The following is a 15350-nucleotide window of genomic DNA, read 5'->3' as shown; positions in this document are numbered from 1 at the left end:
CTCCCTTGGCGGCTCATGTCCCGAGACATCGGCGCTCAGACCGAGTGGTCGCCCGCAACGTCCAGGGGGTGGTGCTGCAGGTCATCCAGCGTATAGGCGCGGATATAGTCGATCTTCATCTCCGCCGGCGTGGCGAGATGGTCGGGAGGCGCGCCGGCAAAACCGCCGACGGCTAGATCGGCCAGCATGTACATGGGCGTGTGCATGTCGGACGGCGTCGCGGCTTCGGCGACCTTTACGCCGTCATAGGTCCAGACGAGCGTATCCGGTGTCCACAGCAGGCCATAGGTATGGAAGCCGTCGGTGTCCGAAACATTCACCGAGGAAGAGACCTTGGTGTGCTGTCCCGTCTCGTTCGTGTGCGCCGTCATGATGAGCGTGTTCGGATCCTGCCCGCGCGCTTCCAGGACGTCCAGTTCCGGCGGCCACGAGCCGTCTTCCGGCAGCAGCCAGAAGGCCGGCCAGGCTCCGGCCGTTTCGGGCAGGTCCGCCCGCATTTCGAAATAGCCGTAGGTTTGCGAGAAGCTTTCGTGGGTCGTCAGGATGCCCGAGGTGTATTCGTAATTGTTGATCAGTGGCTTGATGTCTTCGGGCGCTTGCGCCGCAGTGATGGTGAGCACCCCATTTTCCACGCTGAACGGGTGGACTGAGCTGGTCGGGCCGTAATTGGCGTCGATATACCATTGCAGCTCCCCATTGCTGCTCAACGTGCTTCCGTTCGGCGCTCCCCACCAGAAGTTGGAATTCCAGGTGCCATCATGGCCGTTCCAAAGGCTGAGCGTGTTGAAGTCGTCGGAAAAGGACAGCGTCATTCCGGACTTGTCGATCGGCAGTTCGAACTGGCTGGGCGCCAGCTTGTCCACCGTCGTGTTGTTGAAGACCAGCACCTCGTCGGATCCGAGGTTCAGCAGAAGGTTCGCTCCTGCCTGGGTCATATGTGCCTTGACGTCGTCGAAAGACATGAAGTCGTAGCCATTGAGGCGGACCGTGTCGTCCGCGCCGAAATCGGTGATCAGGTCGCTTCCATTGCCCTTGGTGATGATGAAAGTGTCGGCGCCGCTGCCGCCGATCAGCACGTCGTTGCCCTGACCGCCATCCAGCGTCTGATGGCCCGAGCCACCCTTGATGATGTTGTCCAACGCATTTCCGAACGCATAGCGATTGTTGCCGGTGACGACGAGATTCTCGAAATTGTCGGGGAGCTTGTAGCTCATCCATGTGTCGATCGTGTCGATGCCAGCCCCGGGATCCTCCACCCACTTGTTGTTGGTGGAATAGAGGTGATAGTAGTCGTCGCCCGCGCCGCCATAGATGGTGACGTTGACGCTGGCGTCCCCCCAGAAGGAGTCGTTGCCGGAGGTGCCGTGCAATTCCGGCCCGGATCCGGTCGCCGAGAACCAATGGGTGGACGTGCCCGTGTAGGGGAGAGGGATGCCTTTGGCGTTCACGACGGTGCTCATCAGGAAATCCTTTCCTCGCGCCTGTTCAGGTCATTCGAAACGGCAACCGCTTACGGAGCAACGTTGCCATGCACGATGTCGTTCCAGGAGCTTGCCACACAGTTCAGCATTACACCGACTGTTGGGTGACATTTTTCGAAACGAAAGCACTAGAGGCCAAGAAATGGTCTATAAATCGTAATGAAGTCAGTAAAACTTTTAATAAAATTTTCGCTTATACCGAGAAAACGGCGATATACTTGCTGCCACGCCTGGCGTAGGTCACAAAAAAGCGATTCCGGCTTTCTGGCGGGCCGTAACATTGCCGCTCTGGAGCGATGGGCGAATTCCAGGGCTGGCGCATCGAGCGAGGGAACAGGCCTCGGGCCGGCGGCGCAGTGCCTGCTATTTGTCGCAGGGGAACACCGTTAAACCGCGGCTTCGATCGGTTCGGAAAGCTTCGGGTTCGAGCGCGAGGCGATCAGGCAACTGGCCACGATGAGGCTCGCTCCCGCCAGCGTGGTCCAGGTCACCGCCTCGTCGAAGAAGAACCACCCAAGCGCGATCGCCCAGATGAAGGCGGAGTATTCGGTCGGGATCAGATATTGCGCTTCGGCGCGCGCGTAGGCCCAGCTCATCAGGAATTGGCCGGCGAGCGAAAGCGCCGTCACCCCGGCGAGAGGAAGCCAGAGCTCGCTTGGCAGCGCAATGGCAAGCCAGGGTGCCGCGAGACCGAGGATGACGGCAACGCAAAGGTTTTGGAACAGCATGATTTCGATCGGCTTGGCCAGCAGCGCCTGTTGCCGCGCAAGGATCAGGTTGTAGGCGTAGAACACCGTCGATACCAGCACGGCGGCCGTGCCGAGCAGGGCATCCTCGGCATAGGTCGCATGCCCGAACTGCCCGGCTATTATGATTGCGACACCGGCAATGCCGGCCAGCGATGCCCAGATCGCCTGCCGTTGTATCCGTTCGCCCAACAACAGCGCGGCCAGCAGGAGCGCAAATAGCGGCGCCACGAAACTGAGGCCGATCGCCTCCGCCAGCGGCAGCCTGGCAAGCCCCCAGAAGAACGACAGCAAGACAATGCCGACAACAACGGCACGCAGCGCATGCAGCCTCAACACGGAAAGGGCGGGAAATGAACGCGACCCTGCCGACCAGCCGGCGCCCGCGACCACGGTCGCCAGCATGCTGCGCCATAGCACCGTGTTGTAGACGCCCACGGCAATGACTAGAACCTTCATCGCCGCATCCATCCCCGACAGAAGGAAGATGCCGAGCGCGCACACCAGCACCGGGATCATGGGGGAAACGACGCCTGCCAGGCTGGATGACTTCACGGGGCTTTGCTCATGTGATGGATAGCGGCCGGATATATCAGGGCAGAACGGCCGAGCCAGATGGCAGCTCCGCCCATATGGAGGGCCAACCCGTATCGGTCCGGCATCGCGCGAAAGCAACCTTCACAGCTCCACGCCTCAGCCCAGATACGATGCTGAATCCGCTGTCTTGCTCACTTCCGCTGCCCGAACGCCGATGAAAACAGATGAACTTCCAAGCTTGGCCGGCGTTCCCCGCGCATGATGCGGAAACTCTTCGTGTTTGGTACCTTGAAGAAAGGCTTTCCCCTTCACGGCGAGGGTTTGTCCGAAGCCGCATTTCTGGGCGCCTACAGGACGCGAGAGCGCTTCCCGATGCTGATCGCTGGACCTCGCTTCGCTCCGATGATGTCAATGAACCAGGCGTCGGCTTCCAGGTCGGCGGCGAACTCTACGCCGTAGACGATCGCGCCTTGGCAAACCTCGACAGGATCGAATCCGTTGGCAAGCCCGGAAATTTGCGCGTGCTGATCGAAGCAGAGCCTGTCGATGGCGGGCCGCCTGTCTCGGCATATGTCTACATGAAATCCCGGCATCTCGCCGCGCCGATCCACTCCCGATATCTCAAGGACTACAATGATCGGCGCTTCGCGCTTTCATGGGGTGGCTAGAACAACTCCAGGAAACGTGCGTGGCGTTTGCCGCCTGGTTCGGCTTTTCTGCGACGCCAAGTGGTTTCACCTCGCCACTGATGCTCCGGCACGTTTTAGCGCCAAGGGATTTTGAGCTAAGGTGACGCATCACCGATGCGGCATAGAGCATTCTCATGACTGAACGTACCGGCGCCGGAGACAGCAACACGGCAGTCGCAAGCGATCCTGCCGACGACGATCCTCGCCTGGCATTTATCTATCAGGAGGCGGTGCGAGGCCTCAATCATCAGCAGAATCTCGTCGAGAACATGAACACGCGCGCGGGCAGCCTCATCTTCGCCACCGCGTTTGTAAACTCGTTGCTTGGCGCAAGGGCGCTTTCCGACGGGCTCGGGCTCTGGGATTGGATCGCAGTGGCCCTGCTGTTCGGCATCGGCGGACTGATCGTCTTCCTGCTTTGGCCCTATCACAAATACACGTTCCGCTTCGATCCGGAAGAGCTGCTCCATCAATATGTCGATGGCGACAGGCCGCTGAAGATATCGGCCATGCAGCGCGCGCTTGCCCTTCGCATCAAGGCCGACATGGCCAGCAACTGGCGCATCATCCAGCGGCTTCGGGTGGCATTGCAGATCGCGCTGGTTCTTTTGTTGTTCGATATCCTGGCCTGGCTTTTCGCCGTCGCCGGCGTTTGACACGCACGATTTTGGGCCGAAGGCTATTTCCATCCCCAGCGGATTGCGCGGCAGCCCGACGCTAGGGTATCAGCACGACCTTGCCGATCGAGCGGTGCTCTTCGAGCAGGCGATGCGCCTCGCCGGCTTGGTCGAGCGGAAAGCGCCCGCCAGTCGTGACGACAATGTCGCCGCTGGCAGCCAGATCGAAAAGCTCCGAAAGGCTCGCTCTCAGCACCCCAGGGGACAACAGCGGGAGCAGCGCGAAGCCCTTCAACGACTGATTCCTGCCGATCATCGCCTCAAGCCGGGCAACGCCAAGCGCATAGCGGCCAAGTGCTGCAAACACGAGCTCGCCACCGGGCGCCAGGATATCGAGGAAGTCCCCGGTCATCGTTCCGCCGACGGTGTCATAGATCGTATCGAGACCACCCTGCGCGGCGTCTCTGGTTTCGGCCACCCAGTCTCCGGAATGACGATCGATGGCGATGTCGGCACCGTGCGACATGGCGACGTCGAGCTTGGCCTTGCCGCCGGCGAGCCCAATGACCCGGCGCGCGCCTTGGCGCTTCGCCAACTGGACGAGCAGCGAACCGACCCCGCCCGCGGCGGCGGGAACCAAAACCGTCCTGTTCGCCGGCGGACTTTGCCGCAACAGATGAAAGGCGGTCAGCCCCTGCACCATCAACGCCGTCGCCTCCTCGAACGAAAGCGGATCCGGCAAGGGAACGGCCAAGCGTGCGTCGATCGTCACATGCTCGGCATAGCCGCCAAAAGAGCGTGTCGAGGCAAACAAGGGCGCGGCGATCCGGGTCCCGATCAGCGTATCGTCCGCCCCTTGCCCGACGGCCTCCACGACCCCCGCCGCCTCGACGCCGGGAACCATCGGCAATTGCGGCGTGACCGCATAACGATCCGCGCGCATCAGCACCTCGAAGAAGTTGATGCCGGCGGCATGAACGCGGATCAGCACCTCGCCGGCCTGCGGCTCCGGTGTCGGCAGGTCGACAATCTCCAGCACCTGGAGGCCGCCGAAACGGCTGAATTGTACGGCTTTCATGGCAAACTCCGATCGCTATGGCATCGGCCGCGGTTTGCCACTATCTGCGGGGCCTCGACTACACACTCATTTGTCCCCTGCTGACCAGGTGGTGACCATGGCCGGAATAACCAAGAGACTGCCGTTGCTGCCGGCGGAGCGTGCCCTGAAAGTGATCGCAGGGCGCTGGAAGGCGGTCATCCTCTACCATCTCTTCGACAGCCCAAGGCGGCTGACCGCACTCAAGGCGCTGATGCCGGGCATCACCCAGAAAGTGCTGATCCAGCAGCTCCGCGAAATGGAGGAGCACGGTCTCGTCAGCCGCGAAATCTTCGCCGAAGTGCCCGTGCGGGTAGAATATTCGGCCACCCCGCTCGGCCTCAGCCTCGAGCCCATCCTGCTGGCGCTGTGCCAATGGGGCCAGCACCACGCCGACGAACTGAACGAAAAGCATCGTCTTGCCGACTGCGTCATCCGGCCACGACCAGGGCGGGACGAGCAAACAGCCTTTCGCAATTGAAAAGGGCGGCGCAAGCGCCGCCCCACATCCTTGGGAGGATGATTTCGAGGCGGTCAGGCCGCCTTGATTTCCTCGTCTATGGCGTCGGCCTGGCGCGCGGTCTTGAGCGCCTTGGCCCACCAGGCGACGTCGTTGACGAGCGCGGTCGCGGCCTGGTTCAGGTGCTCGATCTCCTCGAGCTTCTTCTCGCCCTGGCGCACCGCGAGGAAATCGCCCCAGGCGATATGGACGGCCGACTTGACCGGCGCCATCTGCAATTCGACCGCGTGGAGGCGCAGCTGCTCGACAGCGCGGGCACCGCCGACGCTGCCATAGCCGACGAAGCCGGCCGGCTTCTTGTTCCATTCATTGGCGGCGTAGTCGATGGCGTTCTTCAGCACGGCCGTCGGGCCGTGATTGTACTCGGCGGCGGTGAAGATGAAGCCGTCATATTCGGCGACCTTCTTCTGCCAGCGCTGCGCCACCTCGTTGGTCGATGGCACCCAGGCGGAGGATGCGACCTCGTCGAAGAAGGGCATCGGGAAATCGCGCAGGTCAACGACATCGACCTCGATATCGGCATGCGATTTGGCGATCTTGGCGATCCATTGGGTGGGCACGTCGGCGAAGCGCGCGGCGCGTGTCGAACCGACGATGATGGCGATCTTGGGTTTGGACATAGGGGCTCTCCTGGTAAGCAATTCCTGGGCAGGTAAGACTGGTATCATTTGGATACCGGGGCTATATGAGTTCCTGTCAACTTCATGCGCAAGGAGGCACCTTTTTGTTACTGAGGAACCCGCACAACACCGAAGACTGCCGTGCCGTTTCGGAAATCCTGCAGCGCGTCGGCGACAAGTGGACCGTGCTCGTCGTCGGCAAGCTCGGCGACGGACCGCTGCGCTTCAATGAGCTGCGCGCGGCTGTCGGCGGCATCTCGCAGAAGATGCTGACCACCACCTTGCGAGGGCTGGAACGCGACGGTTTCGTCACCCGCACCGTGTTCCCGACCATTCCGCCGCGCGTCGACTACGAGCTGACCGAACTCGGCCATGAACTGCTGGTCCCCGTCAGCGCGCTCGGCGAATGGGCGCGCAGGAACACCACGCGCGTACGGGCCGCGCGTGCGAAATTCGATGGCCTGCATGGCTGAAATTCTACAGTCGTTCAGCAATCATTGACTGATTGTCTTCGTGCCTGCACCGCCGCCGCAGGGCTGAAAGACAGTTTCACAGCGGTCCCAGGCTTTAGCTTTCGGCCGGAACGGCCTTCGGCTTGCCCTCGCCGTCCAGCGCCACCATGACGAAATCGGCGTGCGTGACCTTTTCCATCAGGTCGGAGAGATAGCGCTGCGCCCAGGCCTCGACCTTGAGCGTCATCGAGGTGCGGCCGACGCGCTCGACATGGGTGTAGATGCACAGCGTATCGCCGATCTTCATCGGCTTGGCGAAGGACATCTCCTTGACCGCCGCCGTCACCACGCGGCCCTTGGCGCGCTCGGCGGCGCGGATGCCGCAGGCCAGGTCCATCTGCGCCATCACCCAGCCGCCGAAAATGTCGCCGGCGGCATTGGCGTCCGAAGGCATGGCCAGCGTGCGCAGCGTCAGATCGCCGATCGGCCGCCCGTCCGCGTAATGCACCATGCGAGTTATCCCCAGAGATTGACTGCCCTGATCCCGTATCGTCAAGGCGCCAACGCGTCAACGCGAGACGATCGCGATCCACGGCTCGGACCTTCATTTCGAGTCCCCCCGCAAGGGCTCGCGGCCTTCTAGAAATAGCGCTCGAGGTTCGCTCGAATGCGATCCAGAACAGTATGCCCGGAAACGTCGGGGACGAACGTCTTGCCGGTGATGGCCTCGTAAGCCTGCGCATAGACTTTGGAGGCCTGTTCGACGATCTCATCCGGGATTTCCGGAATAGGCTCCCTGTAGGGATCGCAGCGCGCCGTCACCCACGATCGGATGAAATCCTTGTCGAAACTTTCCGGCCGAGTGCCGTTCGCCAGGGCCTGTTCGTAACTCCCGGCGATCCAGTACCGGCTGCTGTCGGGCGTGTGGATTTCGTCGGCCAGGATGATCGTCCTGTTTTGGTCGATGCCGAATTCGTATTTCGTGTCGGCGAGGATCAGGCCGCGTTCGGCGGCACGCGCCTGGCCGCGGGCGAACAGGTTCAAGGCGTAATCCGAGACGGTGTCCCACTGCGCCTGGGTGAGCAGGCCCTGTTCGATGATCTCGGTCCTGGACAGCGGCTCGTCATGGCCGCCATGCGCGGCCTTGCTGGTCGGCGTGATGATCGGTCCGGCCAGCTTCTCATTGTCGCGCAGGCCGTCCGGCAGCCGCATGCCATACATGTCCCGTTCGCCGCGACGATAGCGGGTCAGGATCGAGGTGCTGGTGGTGCCCGCCAGATAGCCGCGCACGACGATCTCGACCGGCAGGATGTCGAGCCTGGTGCCGACGACGACATTCGGGTCGGGATATTCGAGAACATGGTTCGGGCAGATATCGGCGGTTTCCTCGAACCAGTACCGCGCCGTCTGCGTCAGGACCTCGCCCTTGAACGGGATCGAGGTCAGGATGGTGTCGAAGGCGCTGAGGCGGTCTGTGGCGATGATGATGCGCCTCCCGTCCGGGAGGTCGTAATTCTCGCGGACCTTGCCCTTGTAGTGACCCGGCAGTTCGGGAATGAAAGCATCCGACAGGACACGCATGGGATCTCCTGCCTTGCGCAGATTGGCCGATGTCCTCGCATAAGCTGTCGACCCCATGCGTATCAAGCGGGATTGTTAAGGGTTCCCCGCAACTGGATCCGGCATCGCGGTCGCTTTTTTCACAACGCATGCCGGAAGGCCCAGCGACGCGGCAAGCCCGCCCCGTCTAGGCTGCGGCCAGATTTCCGGAGCCGGCCATACCCATTATGCAGACCTACGACTTCATCATCGTCGGCTCCGGCTCGGCCGGTTCGGTGCTCGCCGATAAATTGTCGGCCTCGGGCCGCTTTTCGGTGCTTGTGCTCGAAGCCGGCGGCAGCGACCGCCGCTTCTACGTGCAGATGCCGCTCGGCTACGGCAAGACCTTCTTCGATCCCACGGTCAACTGGAACTACAAGACCGAGCCGGATCCCGGTCTTGGCGGCAATGTCGACCACTGGCCGCGCGGCAAGTTGCTTGGCGGGTCCAGCTCGATCAACGCCATGGTGTGGATCCGCGGCGCGCGCGAGGATTTCGACGACTGGCGCGACGCGGGCAATCCCGGCTGGGGCTATGACGACCTGCTGCCGGCCTTCAAGGCGCTGGAGGACAATGAAGCCGGGGCCGATAGATGGCGTGGCAGAGGTGGCCCGCTGCACATCAGCGATACGTCTGATGCCGTCCACCCGCTGACGAAGCGCTACCTCGCCGCCGGCCAGCAGGCCGGACTGCCGTTCAACTCCGATTTCAATGGCGCTGCCCAGGAAGGCGTCGGCGTCTACCAGATCTCGACCCGCAACGGCCGCCGCATGTCGGCCGCGCGCGCCTTCCTGCGCCCGGCGATGAAGCGCGCAAACGTCCGTGTCGAGACCAACGCGCTGGCAAGCCGCATCCTTTTCGAAGGCAAGCGTGCGGTCGGCATCGAATATCTGCAGAAGGGCCAGACGAAGACGGCCCGCGCCGGCCGCGAAATCACCCTGTCCGCCGGCTCGATCAACTCGCCGCAGCTTTTGCAGCTCTCCGGCATTGGCCCGGCGGCGCTGCTCAACGGGTTTGGCATCCCGGTCATTCACGCCAACGAGAATGTCGGCGCCAATCTGCAGGACCATGTCGGCATCAACTACACCTTCAAGGGCAGGCTGCCGACGCTGAACCAGATACTGCGTCCCTGGTGGGGCAAGCTCATGGTCGGCATGCAGTACATTCTCACCCGCTCCGGCCCGCTGTCGCTGTCGATGAACCATGGCGGCGGCTTCTTCCGCACCGACCCCGCCTTTTCGCGCCCCAACATGCAGCTCTACTTCCAGGCGTTTTCGACGGTGATCCCGAAGAGCGGCGAGCGCCCGATTTTGACTCCCGACCCCTGGCCGGGCTTCTCGATCGGCTTGTCCAACTGCCGCCCGTCGAGCCGCGGCGAGATCATGATCCGCTCCAGCAATCCGTTGGACCATCCCAAGATCGTCGCCAACGCCTATTCGACCAATGCCGATGTCGAGGAGATGCTGGCGGCGGTGAAATTCGTGCGCAAGATCGCCTCGATGCCGGCCATGGCCGAGATCATCGCGGAGGAGGTTTTGCCAGGCCCATCAATCACTTCGGACGCCGACCTGATCACGGATTTCAGGAAACGCTCCGGCACCGTCTATCATCCGGTTTCGACCTGCCGCATGGGACCCGATCCCGCGCGCGCCGTGGTCGATCCGCGGCTCAAGGTACATGGGCTGGAAGGCTTGCGCGTGATCGACGCCTCGATCTTTCCCGACAACATCACCGGCAACACCAACGCCGCCTCGATCCTGACCGGATGGAAAGGCGCCGAACTGGTTCTGGAGGACCAAGAATGAAGATCACCGACGTCAAGACCTGGGTTGTCGGCAATCCGCCGCCCGGCATCGGCGGCAAGTATTTCATCTTCGTCAAGCTTACCACCGATGGCGGTGTGGTGGGTTACGGCGAGGCCTACAACGCCACCTTCTCCGCCCATGTCACGGCCAGGATGGTCGAGGACATGGCCGAGCGCTATCTCGTCGGCCGCGATCCGCACGACATCGAGAATTTCTTTCGCCGCGCCTATTCCTCCGGCTTCACACAGCGGCCAGACGTGTCCGGCATGGGCTGCTTCTCGGCGCTGGAAATGGCCTGCTGGGACATTATTGGCAAGGAAGCGGACAAACCCGTCTACAAGCTGCTCGGGGGCCAGGTGCACGAGACGCTGCGCTCCTACACTTACCTCTATCCGCATACCGGCAGCGTCCATTCCGAGGACGCCCCGGACGGCAGGAATGTCTACAACGACCCCGAAATGGCGGCGGCCTGCGCGCTCGAATATGTCGAGCAGGGTTTCAATGCCGTCAAGCTCGACCCGGCCGGTCCCTACACCGCCTTTGACGGCCACCAGCCGCGCCTGCTCGACATCGACGTCTCGACCCACATGATCAAGGCGATCCGCGAGGCGGTCGGCACGCGTGCCGACATATTGTTCGGCACGCACGGCCAGTTCACCGCCTCCGGCGCCCTGCGCCTTGCCCGTGCCATCGAGCCCTATGACCCCTTGTGGTTCGAGGAGCCGGTGCCGCCCGATATGCCCGAAGTCATGGCGCAGGTCGCCCGCGCGACTTCCATCCCGATCGCCACCGGCGAACGGCTGACGACCAAGTTCGAATTCGCCCGCGTCATCGAGAACCGCGCCGCGACCATATTGCAGCCGGACCTCGGCCGCTCCGGCGGCATTCTCGAAACCAAGAAGATCGCCGCCATGGCCGAGGCCTACCACATCCAGATCGCGCCGCATTGCTATTGCGGCCCGATCGTCGGCGCCGCCAACATCCAGCTGGCGGTGACGCTGCCCAACTTCCTGATCCTGGAATCGCTGAAGCAGTGGGACGGTTTCCACGCCACGTTGCTCAAGAAGAAGATCGAGTGGCAGGACGGCAACGTCATCCCGTCGAAGGAACCTGGCCTCGGCGTCGAACTCAACGAAGACGTCTGCGACGCTCACCCCTACACCGGCAAGGACCTGCATTTGCAGATGATGCAAACGCCGCTGATGCCGTGAGCGAACGCTACGCCTTCATCGGCCTTGGCCATCTCGGCGGCAAACTTGCCGCCAGCCTGGTGCGCAACGGTTTTGCCGTCACCGTGTTCGACCGGGAGCCCACCGCCGTCCAGCGCCTCGTGGCGCTCGGCGCTATTGCTGCCGGCAGCCCCGCCGAGGCGGCTGAGCGGGCGGGCAATGCCATAACTTGCCTGCCATCGCCGAAGGCCAGCGAGGCGGTTCTCGCCGGGCCTGTTGGACTGCTCAACGGCCTCCCCGCCGGCGGCACCTGGATTGAGATGTCGACCAATGGCCGCGACGAGATCGTGCGCCTCGCGGGCCTCGCCTCGGCCAGGGGAATCGAGACCTTGGAATGCCCGGTCACCGGTGGCGTGCATCTGGCGGCGGCCGGGAAAATCACCGCGCTGGTCGGTGGCGATGCCGCCCTCTACGAGCGTCATCGCCCTGCCATCGATGCGATGTGCGCGAAGTCGTTCCTGATGGGCCCGATCGGCTCGGCGCCGGTGATCAAGGTCATCACCAACATGCTGGCCTTCATCCATCTCGTCGCCGCCGGTGAGGCGCTGATGCTGGCCAGGCAAGGCGGGCTCGACCTCGCCCAAGCCTATCACGCCATCGTCGCCTCCTCCGGCAACAGCTTCGTCCACGAAACCGAAAGCCAACTCATCCTGAACGGCTCCTACGACATCGGCTTCACCATGGACCTGGCGCTGAAGGACCTCGGCTTCGCGCTGGGCATGGGTCGGGATTTCGGTGTGCCGGTGGAACTGGCATCGCGCGTCAATGCGATTTTCGAGCAGGGCAAGGCGGCTTACGGCGGCGGCGCCTGGTCGACCCAGATCGTCAAATTGCTCGAGGACGCTGTCGGCGCCGACCTGCGCGCGCCCGGTTTTCCGTCCAAACTGGAAATCTGAATCCGGGAAACTTGAAGCGGTTTCAAAAGGTTGAGCGCTCATCTGGAATCAGGACCGGAGCGACCTGAATCAAAGCCGCAACGTCTTGATTCAATATCTGAGCGTCAGAGCGCCGGGCAGGATCTCGAAGGTCGCTGGTATGCGCCCGGGCGACTCGCCGTCGATGTCGACCAACGCGCCGTTCTTTTCCACGTCGCCGAGCGGTTCGACAACCACTTTCTTGCCGCGCAGGATGGTGATGGCCGGATGGTTGCGATGCCTGCCGCCATAGAGCAGGCGGATATCCCAGATCAGCTTCAGCTTGCTGGCCGCGCGCAGGATGACGATGTCGAATTGGCCGTCGGTCAGTTCGGCGTCCGGCGCGATCATCATGCCGCCGCCGAAGAATTTGCCATTGGCCACCGCGACCAGCGCCATGCGCGCCTCGACCGGCGCGCCGTCATCGACTGAAATCGTTACATCCTGGAACCGGTAGCGGGCGAATTCGACCACGGTGCGACACAGGAACAACGTCTTGGCCGCAACCTTGCCCTTGCGCTTGTCGGCGTTGACGGCGCGATCGGTAGCGCCCGAGAGCCCCAGGCTCGCAATGTTGACGAAGTGCCGGCTGGCCAGCGCGCCATGGTCGTCGATATAGCAGATGCGCCCTGCATCGACCGCCCTGCCCTTGGCCCCGGCGATCCGCTTCAGCGTCGCGTCCACCTCCTTCGGCAGGCCGAGCCCGCGCGCGAAATCGATACCCGTGCCGCACGGCAGCAGACCGAGTTCGGGCGCGCGGCCGTTTTCCTTGGACGCCTGCAACAGGCCGTCGGCCACCTCGCTGGCCGTGCCGTCGCCACCGGCCGCGATCACCAGGTCGAACCCGTTTGCCGCGAGGTCGAGCGCCAGCCTTTCGGCATCGCCTTCGGCCTGCGTTTCGCGCAGTTCGAAATCGCCGAAGTGATTTTTCAACGAGGCGGCGACCTCGGACCAGTGCCGTTTCAGCCAGCCGCCGCCGGCAATCGGATTGAGCACCACCCCGACCTTCAATGCGCATCCCTCCCCGCAAGGCGCCGGGCACGCACTGCCCGATCCTTTGCCGGCATTGAAGCCCGCGCCCGTTGGCGGAGCAATAGGCGCTCTCGGTTCGCGTGCCGAAAAAGCAGGGCAGGCTGTCTAAGGCCTTGGTGCCTGAAATTCCGAGGCTTGTGGCAATGGTCCCCGATAATCCCGCTATCCACAGGCCCGCGGGCATTCCCCAACATCCTTGGCCGGCGTAAGTTTAACCCATCTCAGGCGGCTACCGATCGCCCAGCCGAAAGGCGAAGGTGAAAGGCGGATTTCCTGAGGCCCGTACGGCCCGAAGCGAGAGCAGGCTCGCCTGCTTCGAGGGACGGAAGCCGAGACCTACGGGGCCGCGGAAAGCGTGCCAACGCCGACGGCGGACCGATGCTGCCATGAAGGACGGCAAAAACCTTCGATGGCCGCAGGGCAAAGCCCGCAAGGGTGGAGACCGGCGTGGTCTGGAACGGGCGCGGCCTTCGGGCGGCGACTGGCAGGACCGTCAAAATCAAGGCCGGCTTGGTGCGACGACTTTAGGGGAGTTGCTGCCGTGACCGTGTCCTGGTCTGACAGGGAGGCGCTGGGAGAAATCCCGGCGCCGACTGTCTTTTTGCTTCCCGCTCAAGCGCCTTCCCGGCGAAGTTGCGGGCGCCGCTTCACCGCGCGCCAAAATCGGTTAGTATCGCCCTGTCAGAGTCCGTTTGCGTTTGCTGGCGGGTTCGCTGAAGGGGATACTTCATGACATTGATCCAGAAGCTTGCCGCCGCCATGGCCTGACCGGCCATGGTCCTGTTTCGCTTCATGAAGCGTATCATCAGGACGATCCTCTGGCTGATCGTCATCATTGTCTTGATCCCGATCGCCGGGCTGGCCTACGGTTTCCTGACGACGCCGTCGCTGGACAAGACACCGTTGCCGGGTATCGCCGAAGGTGCACCGCAGCCGGCGCTCGCCGCCAGGGTGCGCGCCGAAATCCCCGGCTACCAGCGACCTGAGGAATCGACCTTCCTCACCTACCCGGAATGGGCCATCGTCTATGCCGCGCGCGAATATGCCGGCTTCGTCGCCAAGGACCAGCCGAGCGGCTTTCCCTATTTCGCCTATGTCGGCCGCTTCTGGCAGGACTACGCCATGGTGATCCGCGCCAGCTCCGCCTACAAGTTCAACTACGCCAACCACCAGATGCCGGTCGTCATCGGCACCAGCCACGCGATCGAGCATGCCGTGCAATGGGCTTATGAAAACACGGTCGGCCGCATCACCGAGGCGATTGCGGGCAGGCGCACGGCGACTGACATCTACCAGGGCAAGGTGGCGGCCGAATACGCCGCCTTCCTCGACCAGGGGCCGTGGTACCAGTTTCCCTATGCCGAGAAGCGCGCCGGGCTTTTCGCGGTCCAGCCGGCGCCGGGCGACAGCGCCCGTGCGCTCCAGCGAACGAAAGCTTGCCTTCGGCCTCGCCGACACCATCAAGCAGTTCTATGCCAGCCTGATCAGGCAGGCACTCGCGGCAACGTCCGATCCGGCCTTGCTCGACATCCACGTCTGGGCCAAGGGACCGGTCGGCGAAGCGACGCGCAACGAAGCCGACACCTTGCTCGAACGCGACTACGGCCTCGACGGCACCGTCTTCGTCACCAAGCGCTACCAGGTGTTCACCGAGATGATCCCGCGCCTGATCGACAAGGGCGTCTCATTCGTCGAGATCGGCGGCAATGACGAGATCATGATCACCGTGCTCTCCACGGATTCGATCGCCATCCCCGAAGGCATGCGCATCCTGTTCAGCTATCCGCTGCCGGCCGATCCATCGACACGCCGCACCGGCATGGTCGTAGCCGTACCCAGGCTGCATCTGGTGTTGCCGGCGCTGATCAAGTCAGGCGCCAGGCTGGAGCACGTCTACGACTACTGAGGCCTTTCCGCCTCGCTCCGCCGAGAACCGCAGTCTGGAGCGCCACGCCACGCTCATTTCACAATCGCGGCCAAATCCCGCCTTGTTCGCGGGCGATGGACTGTCGC

The 15350-nt window shown here is 63.0% G+C and carries 16 protein-coding genes; 8 read left to right on the top strand and 8 right to left on the bottom strand.

Features of this window, described 5'->3' with window-relative positions:
* Nucleotides 1-35: 35 nt before the first annotated feature.
* Together LB547_RS08430 and LB547_RS08425 are read right to left on the bottom strand one after the other, a co-directional pair.
* Nucleotides 36-1460: a family 16 glycosylhydrolase gene (locus tag LB547_RS08430; RefSeq protein ID WP_140760334.1), complete on the bottom strand. Its 1425-nt coding sequence runs from the start codon at nt 1458-1460 to the stop codon at nt 36-38.
* 407 nt (nt 1461-1867) lie between these two features.
* Entirely contained in the window at nt 1868-2746 is an 879-nt protein-coding gene (locus LB547_RS08425) for a DMT family transporter (protein WP_140760688.1), read from the bottom strand.
* Nucleotides 2747-2988: 242 nt separating this feature from the next.
* Between LB547_RS08425 and LB547_RS08420 the strand changes: the two genes are divergently transcribed.
* Together LB547_RS08420 and LB547_RS08415 are read left to right on the top strand one after the other, a co-directional pair.
* Complete coding sequence (locus tag LB547_RS08420; RefSeq protein WP_224655950.1) at nt 2989-3432, top strand: gamma-glutamylcyclotransferase family protein; 444 nt, start codon at nt 2989-2991, stop codon at nt 3430-3432.
* A 155-nt stretch (nt 3433-3587) separates the two neighbouring features.
* On the top strand, nt 3588-4109 hold the full coding sequence (locus LB547_RS08415) for a hypothetical protein (protein ID WP_181168554.1): 522 nt from the start codon (nt 3588-3590) through the stop codon (nt 4107-4109).
* A gap of 61 nt (nt 4110-4170) precedes the next feature.
* On the opposite strand, the gene LB547_RS08410 is transcribed toward LB547_RS08415, so the two are convergent.
* Nucleotides 4171-5148, bottom strand: a complete 978-nt coding sequence (locus LB547_RS08410; protein ID WP_140760320.1) for a quinone oxidoreductase family protein — start codon at nt 5146-5148, stop codon at nt 4171-4173.
* A 97-nt stretch (nt 5149-5245) separates the two neighbouring features.
* Between LB547_RS08410 and LB547_RS08405 the strand changes: the two genes are divergently transcribed.
* Nucleotides 5246-5647, top strand: a complete 402-nt coding sequence (locus tag LB547_RS08405) for a winged helix-turn-helix transcriptional regulator (protein WP_140760307.1) — start codon at nt 5246-5248, stop codon at nt 5645-5647.
* Between the two features lie 53 nt (nt 5648-5700).
* On the opposite strand, the gene LB547_RS08400 is transcribed toward LB547_RS08405, so the two are convergent.
* A complete protein-coding gene (locus LB547_RS08400) occupies nt 5701-6306 on the bottom strand; it encodes an NADPH-dependent FMN reductase (protein WP_140495977.1) in 606 nt (201 codons plus the stop codon).
* A gap of 104 nt (nt 6307-6410) precedes the next feature.
* Between LB547_RS08400 and LB547_RS08395 the strand changes: the two genes are divergently transcribed.
* Nucleotides 6411-6779, top strand: a complete 369-nt coding sequence (locus tag LB547_RS08395; RefSeq protein WP_181165214.1) for a winged helix-turn-helix transcriptional regulator — start codon at nt 6411-6413, stop codon at nt 6777-6779.
* Nucleotides 6780-6873: 94 nt separating this feature from the next.
* Here LB547_RS08395 and LB547_RS08390 read toward each other — a convergent pair whose 3' ends face one another.
* The gene (locus LB547_RS08390; protein ID WP_091579483.1) at nt 6874-7269 is read right to left on the bottom strand and encodes an acyl-CoA thioesterase; all 396 of its coding nucleotides are present in this window, start codon (nt 7267-7269) and stop codon (nt 6874-6876) included.
* 128 nt (nt 7270-7397) lie between these two features.
* On the bottom strand, nt 7398-8339 hold the full coding sequence (locus tag LB547_RS08385; protein WP_140524889.1) for a phosphoribosylaminoimidazolesuccinocarboxamide synthase: 942 nt from the start codon (nt 8337-8339) through the stop codon (nt 7398-7400).
* A 206-nt stretch (nt 8340-8545) separates the two neighbouring features.
* Here LB547_RS08385 and LB547_RS08380 point away from each other — a divergent pair, with 206 nt between their 5' ends.
* The 3 genes from LB547_RS08380 to LB547_RS08370 are packed head-to-tail and all read left to right on the top strand — an operon-like array spanning nt 8546 to nt 12287.
* Entirely contained in the window at nt 8546-10162 is a 1617-nt protein-coding gene (locus LB547_RS08380) for a GMC family oxidoreductase (protein ID WP_140524890.1), read from the top strand.
* The gene (locus tag LB547_RS08375) at nt 10159-11373 is read left to right on the top strand and encodes a mandelate racemase/muconate lactonizing enzyme family protein (RefSeq protein ID WP_140760289.1); all 1215 of its coding nucleotides are present in this window, start codon (nt 10159-10161) and stop codon (nt 11371-11373) included. Before LB547_RS08380 ends, LB547_RS08375 begins: the two co-directional genes overlap by 4 nt.
* A complete protein-coding gene (locus LB547_RS08370; RefSeq protein ID WP_140760277.1) occupies nt 11370-12287 on the top strand; it encodes an NAD(P)-dependent oxidoreductase in 918 nt (305 codons plus the stop codon). Before LB547_RS08375 ends, LB547_RS08370 begins: the two co-directional genes overlap by 4 nt.
* Before the next feature lie 90 nt (nt 12288-12377).
* Here LB547_RS08370 and LB547_RS08365 read toward each other — a convergent pair whose 3' ends face one another.
* Together LB547_RS08365 and LB547_RS08360 are read right to left on the bottom strand one after the other, a co-directional pair.
* Complete coding sequence (locus LB547_RS08365) at nt 12378-13316, bottom strand: diacylglycerol/lipid kinase family protein (RefSeq protein WP_140524892.1); 939 nt, start codon at nt 13314-13316, stop codon at nt 12378-12380.
* Between the two features lie 668 nt (nt 13317-13984).
* Nucleotides 13985-14173 (bottom strand): hypothetical protein, encoded by a 189-nt coding sequence (locus LB547_RS08360; RefSeq protein ID WP_181177983.1) that lies wholly within the window; start codon nt 14171-14173, stop codon nt 13985-13987.
* Nucleotides 14174-14751: 578 nt separating this feature from the next.
* Here LB547_RS08360 and LB547_RS08355 point away from each other — a divergent pair.
* On the top strand, nt 14752-15243 hold the full coding sequence (locus LB547_RS08355; protein ID WP_224655949.1) for a hypothetical protein: 492 nt from the start codon (nt 14752-14754) through the stop codon (nt 15241-15243).
* The last annotated feature ends 107 nt before the right edge of the window (nt 15244-15350 follow it).

It is taken from the genome of Mesorhizobium sp. B264B1B (assembly GCF_020165765.1).
Classification (GTDB): Bacteria; Pseudomonadota; Alphaproteobacteria; order Rhizobiales; family Rhizobiaceae; genus Mesorhizobium.
The sequence above is the reverse complement of the archived record's forward strand: the minus strand, read 5'-3'. Positions and strand labels throughout refer to the sequence as shown.

Excerpts from the sequence above, each read along its gene's own strand:
- LB547_RS08430 (WP_140760334.1), bottom strand. The coding sequence starts at position 1,460 with ATGAGCACCGTCGTGAACGCCAAAGGCATCCCTCTCCCCTACACGGGC.
- LB547_RS08425 (WP_140760688.1), bottom strand. The coding sequence starts at position 2,746 with ATGATCCCGGTGCTGGTGTGCGCGCTCGGCATCTTCCTTCTGTCGGGG.
- LB547_RS08420 (WP_224655950.1), top strand. The coding sequence starts at position 2,989 with ATGAACTTCCAAGCTTGGCCGGCGTTCCCCGCGCATGATGCGGAAACT.
- LB547_RS08415 (WP_181168554.1), top strand. The coding sequence starts at position 3,588 with ATGACTGAACGTACCGGCGCCGGAGACAGCAACACGGCAGTCGCAAGC.
- LB547_RS08410 (WP_140760320.1), bottom strand. The coding sequence starts at position 5,148 with ATGAAAGCCGTACAATTCAGCCGTTTCGGCGGCCTCCAGGTGCTGGAG.
- LB547_RS08405 (WP_140760307.1), top strand. The coding sequence starts at position 5,246 with ATGGCCGGAATAACCAAGAGACTGCCGTTGCTGCCGGCGGAGCGTGCC.
- LB547_RS08400 (WP_140495977.1), bottom strand. The coding sequence starts at position 6,306 with ATGTCCAAACCCAAGATCGCCATCATCGTCGGTTCGACACGCGCCGCG.
- LB547_RS08390 (WP_091579483.1), bottom strand. The coding sequence starts at position 7,269 with ATGGTGCATTACGCGGACGGGCGGCCGATCGGCGATCTGACGCTGCGC.
- LB547_RS08385 (WP_140524889.1), bottom strand. The coding sequence starts at position 8,339 with ATGCGTGTCCTGTCGGATGCTTTCATTCCCGAACTGCCGGGTCACTAC.
- LB547_RS08380 (WP_140524890.1), top strand. The coding sequence starts at position 8,546 with ATGCAGACCTACGACTTCATCATCGTCGGCTCCGGCTCGGCCGGTTCG.
- LB547_RS08375 (WP_140760289.1), top strand. The coding sequence starts at position 10,159 with ATGAAGATCACCGACGTCAAGACCTGGGTTGTCGGCAATCCGCCGCCC.
- LB547_RS08360 (WP_181177983.1), bottom strand. The coding sequence starts at position 14,173 with ATGATGACGATCAGCCAGAGGATCGTCCTGATGATACGCTTCATGAAG.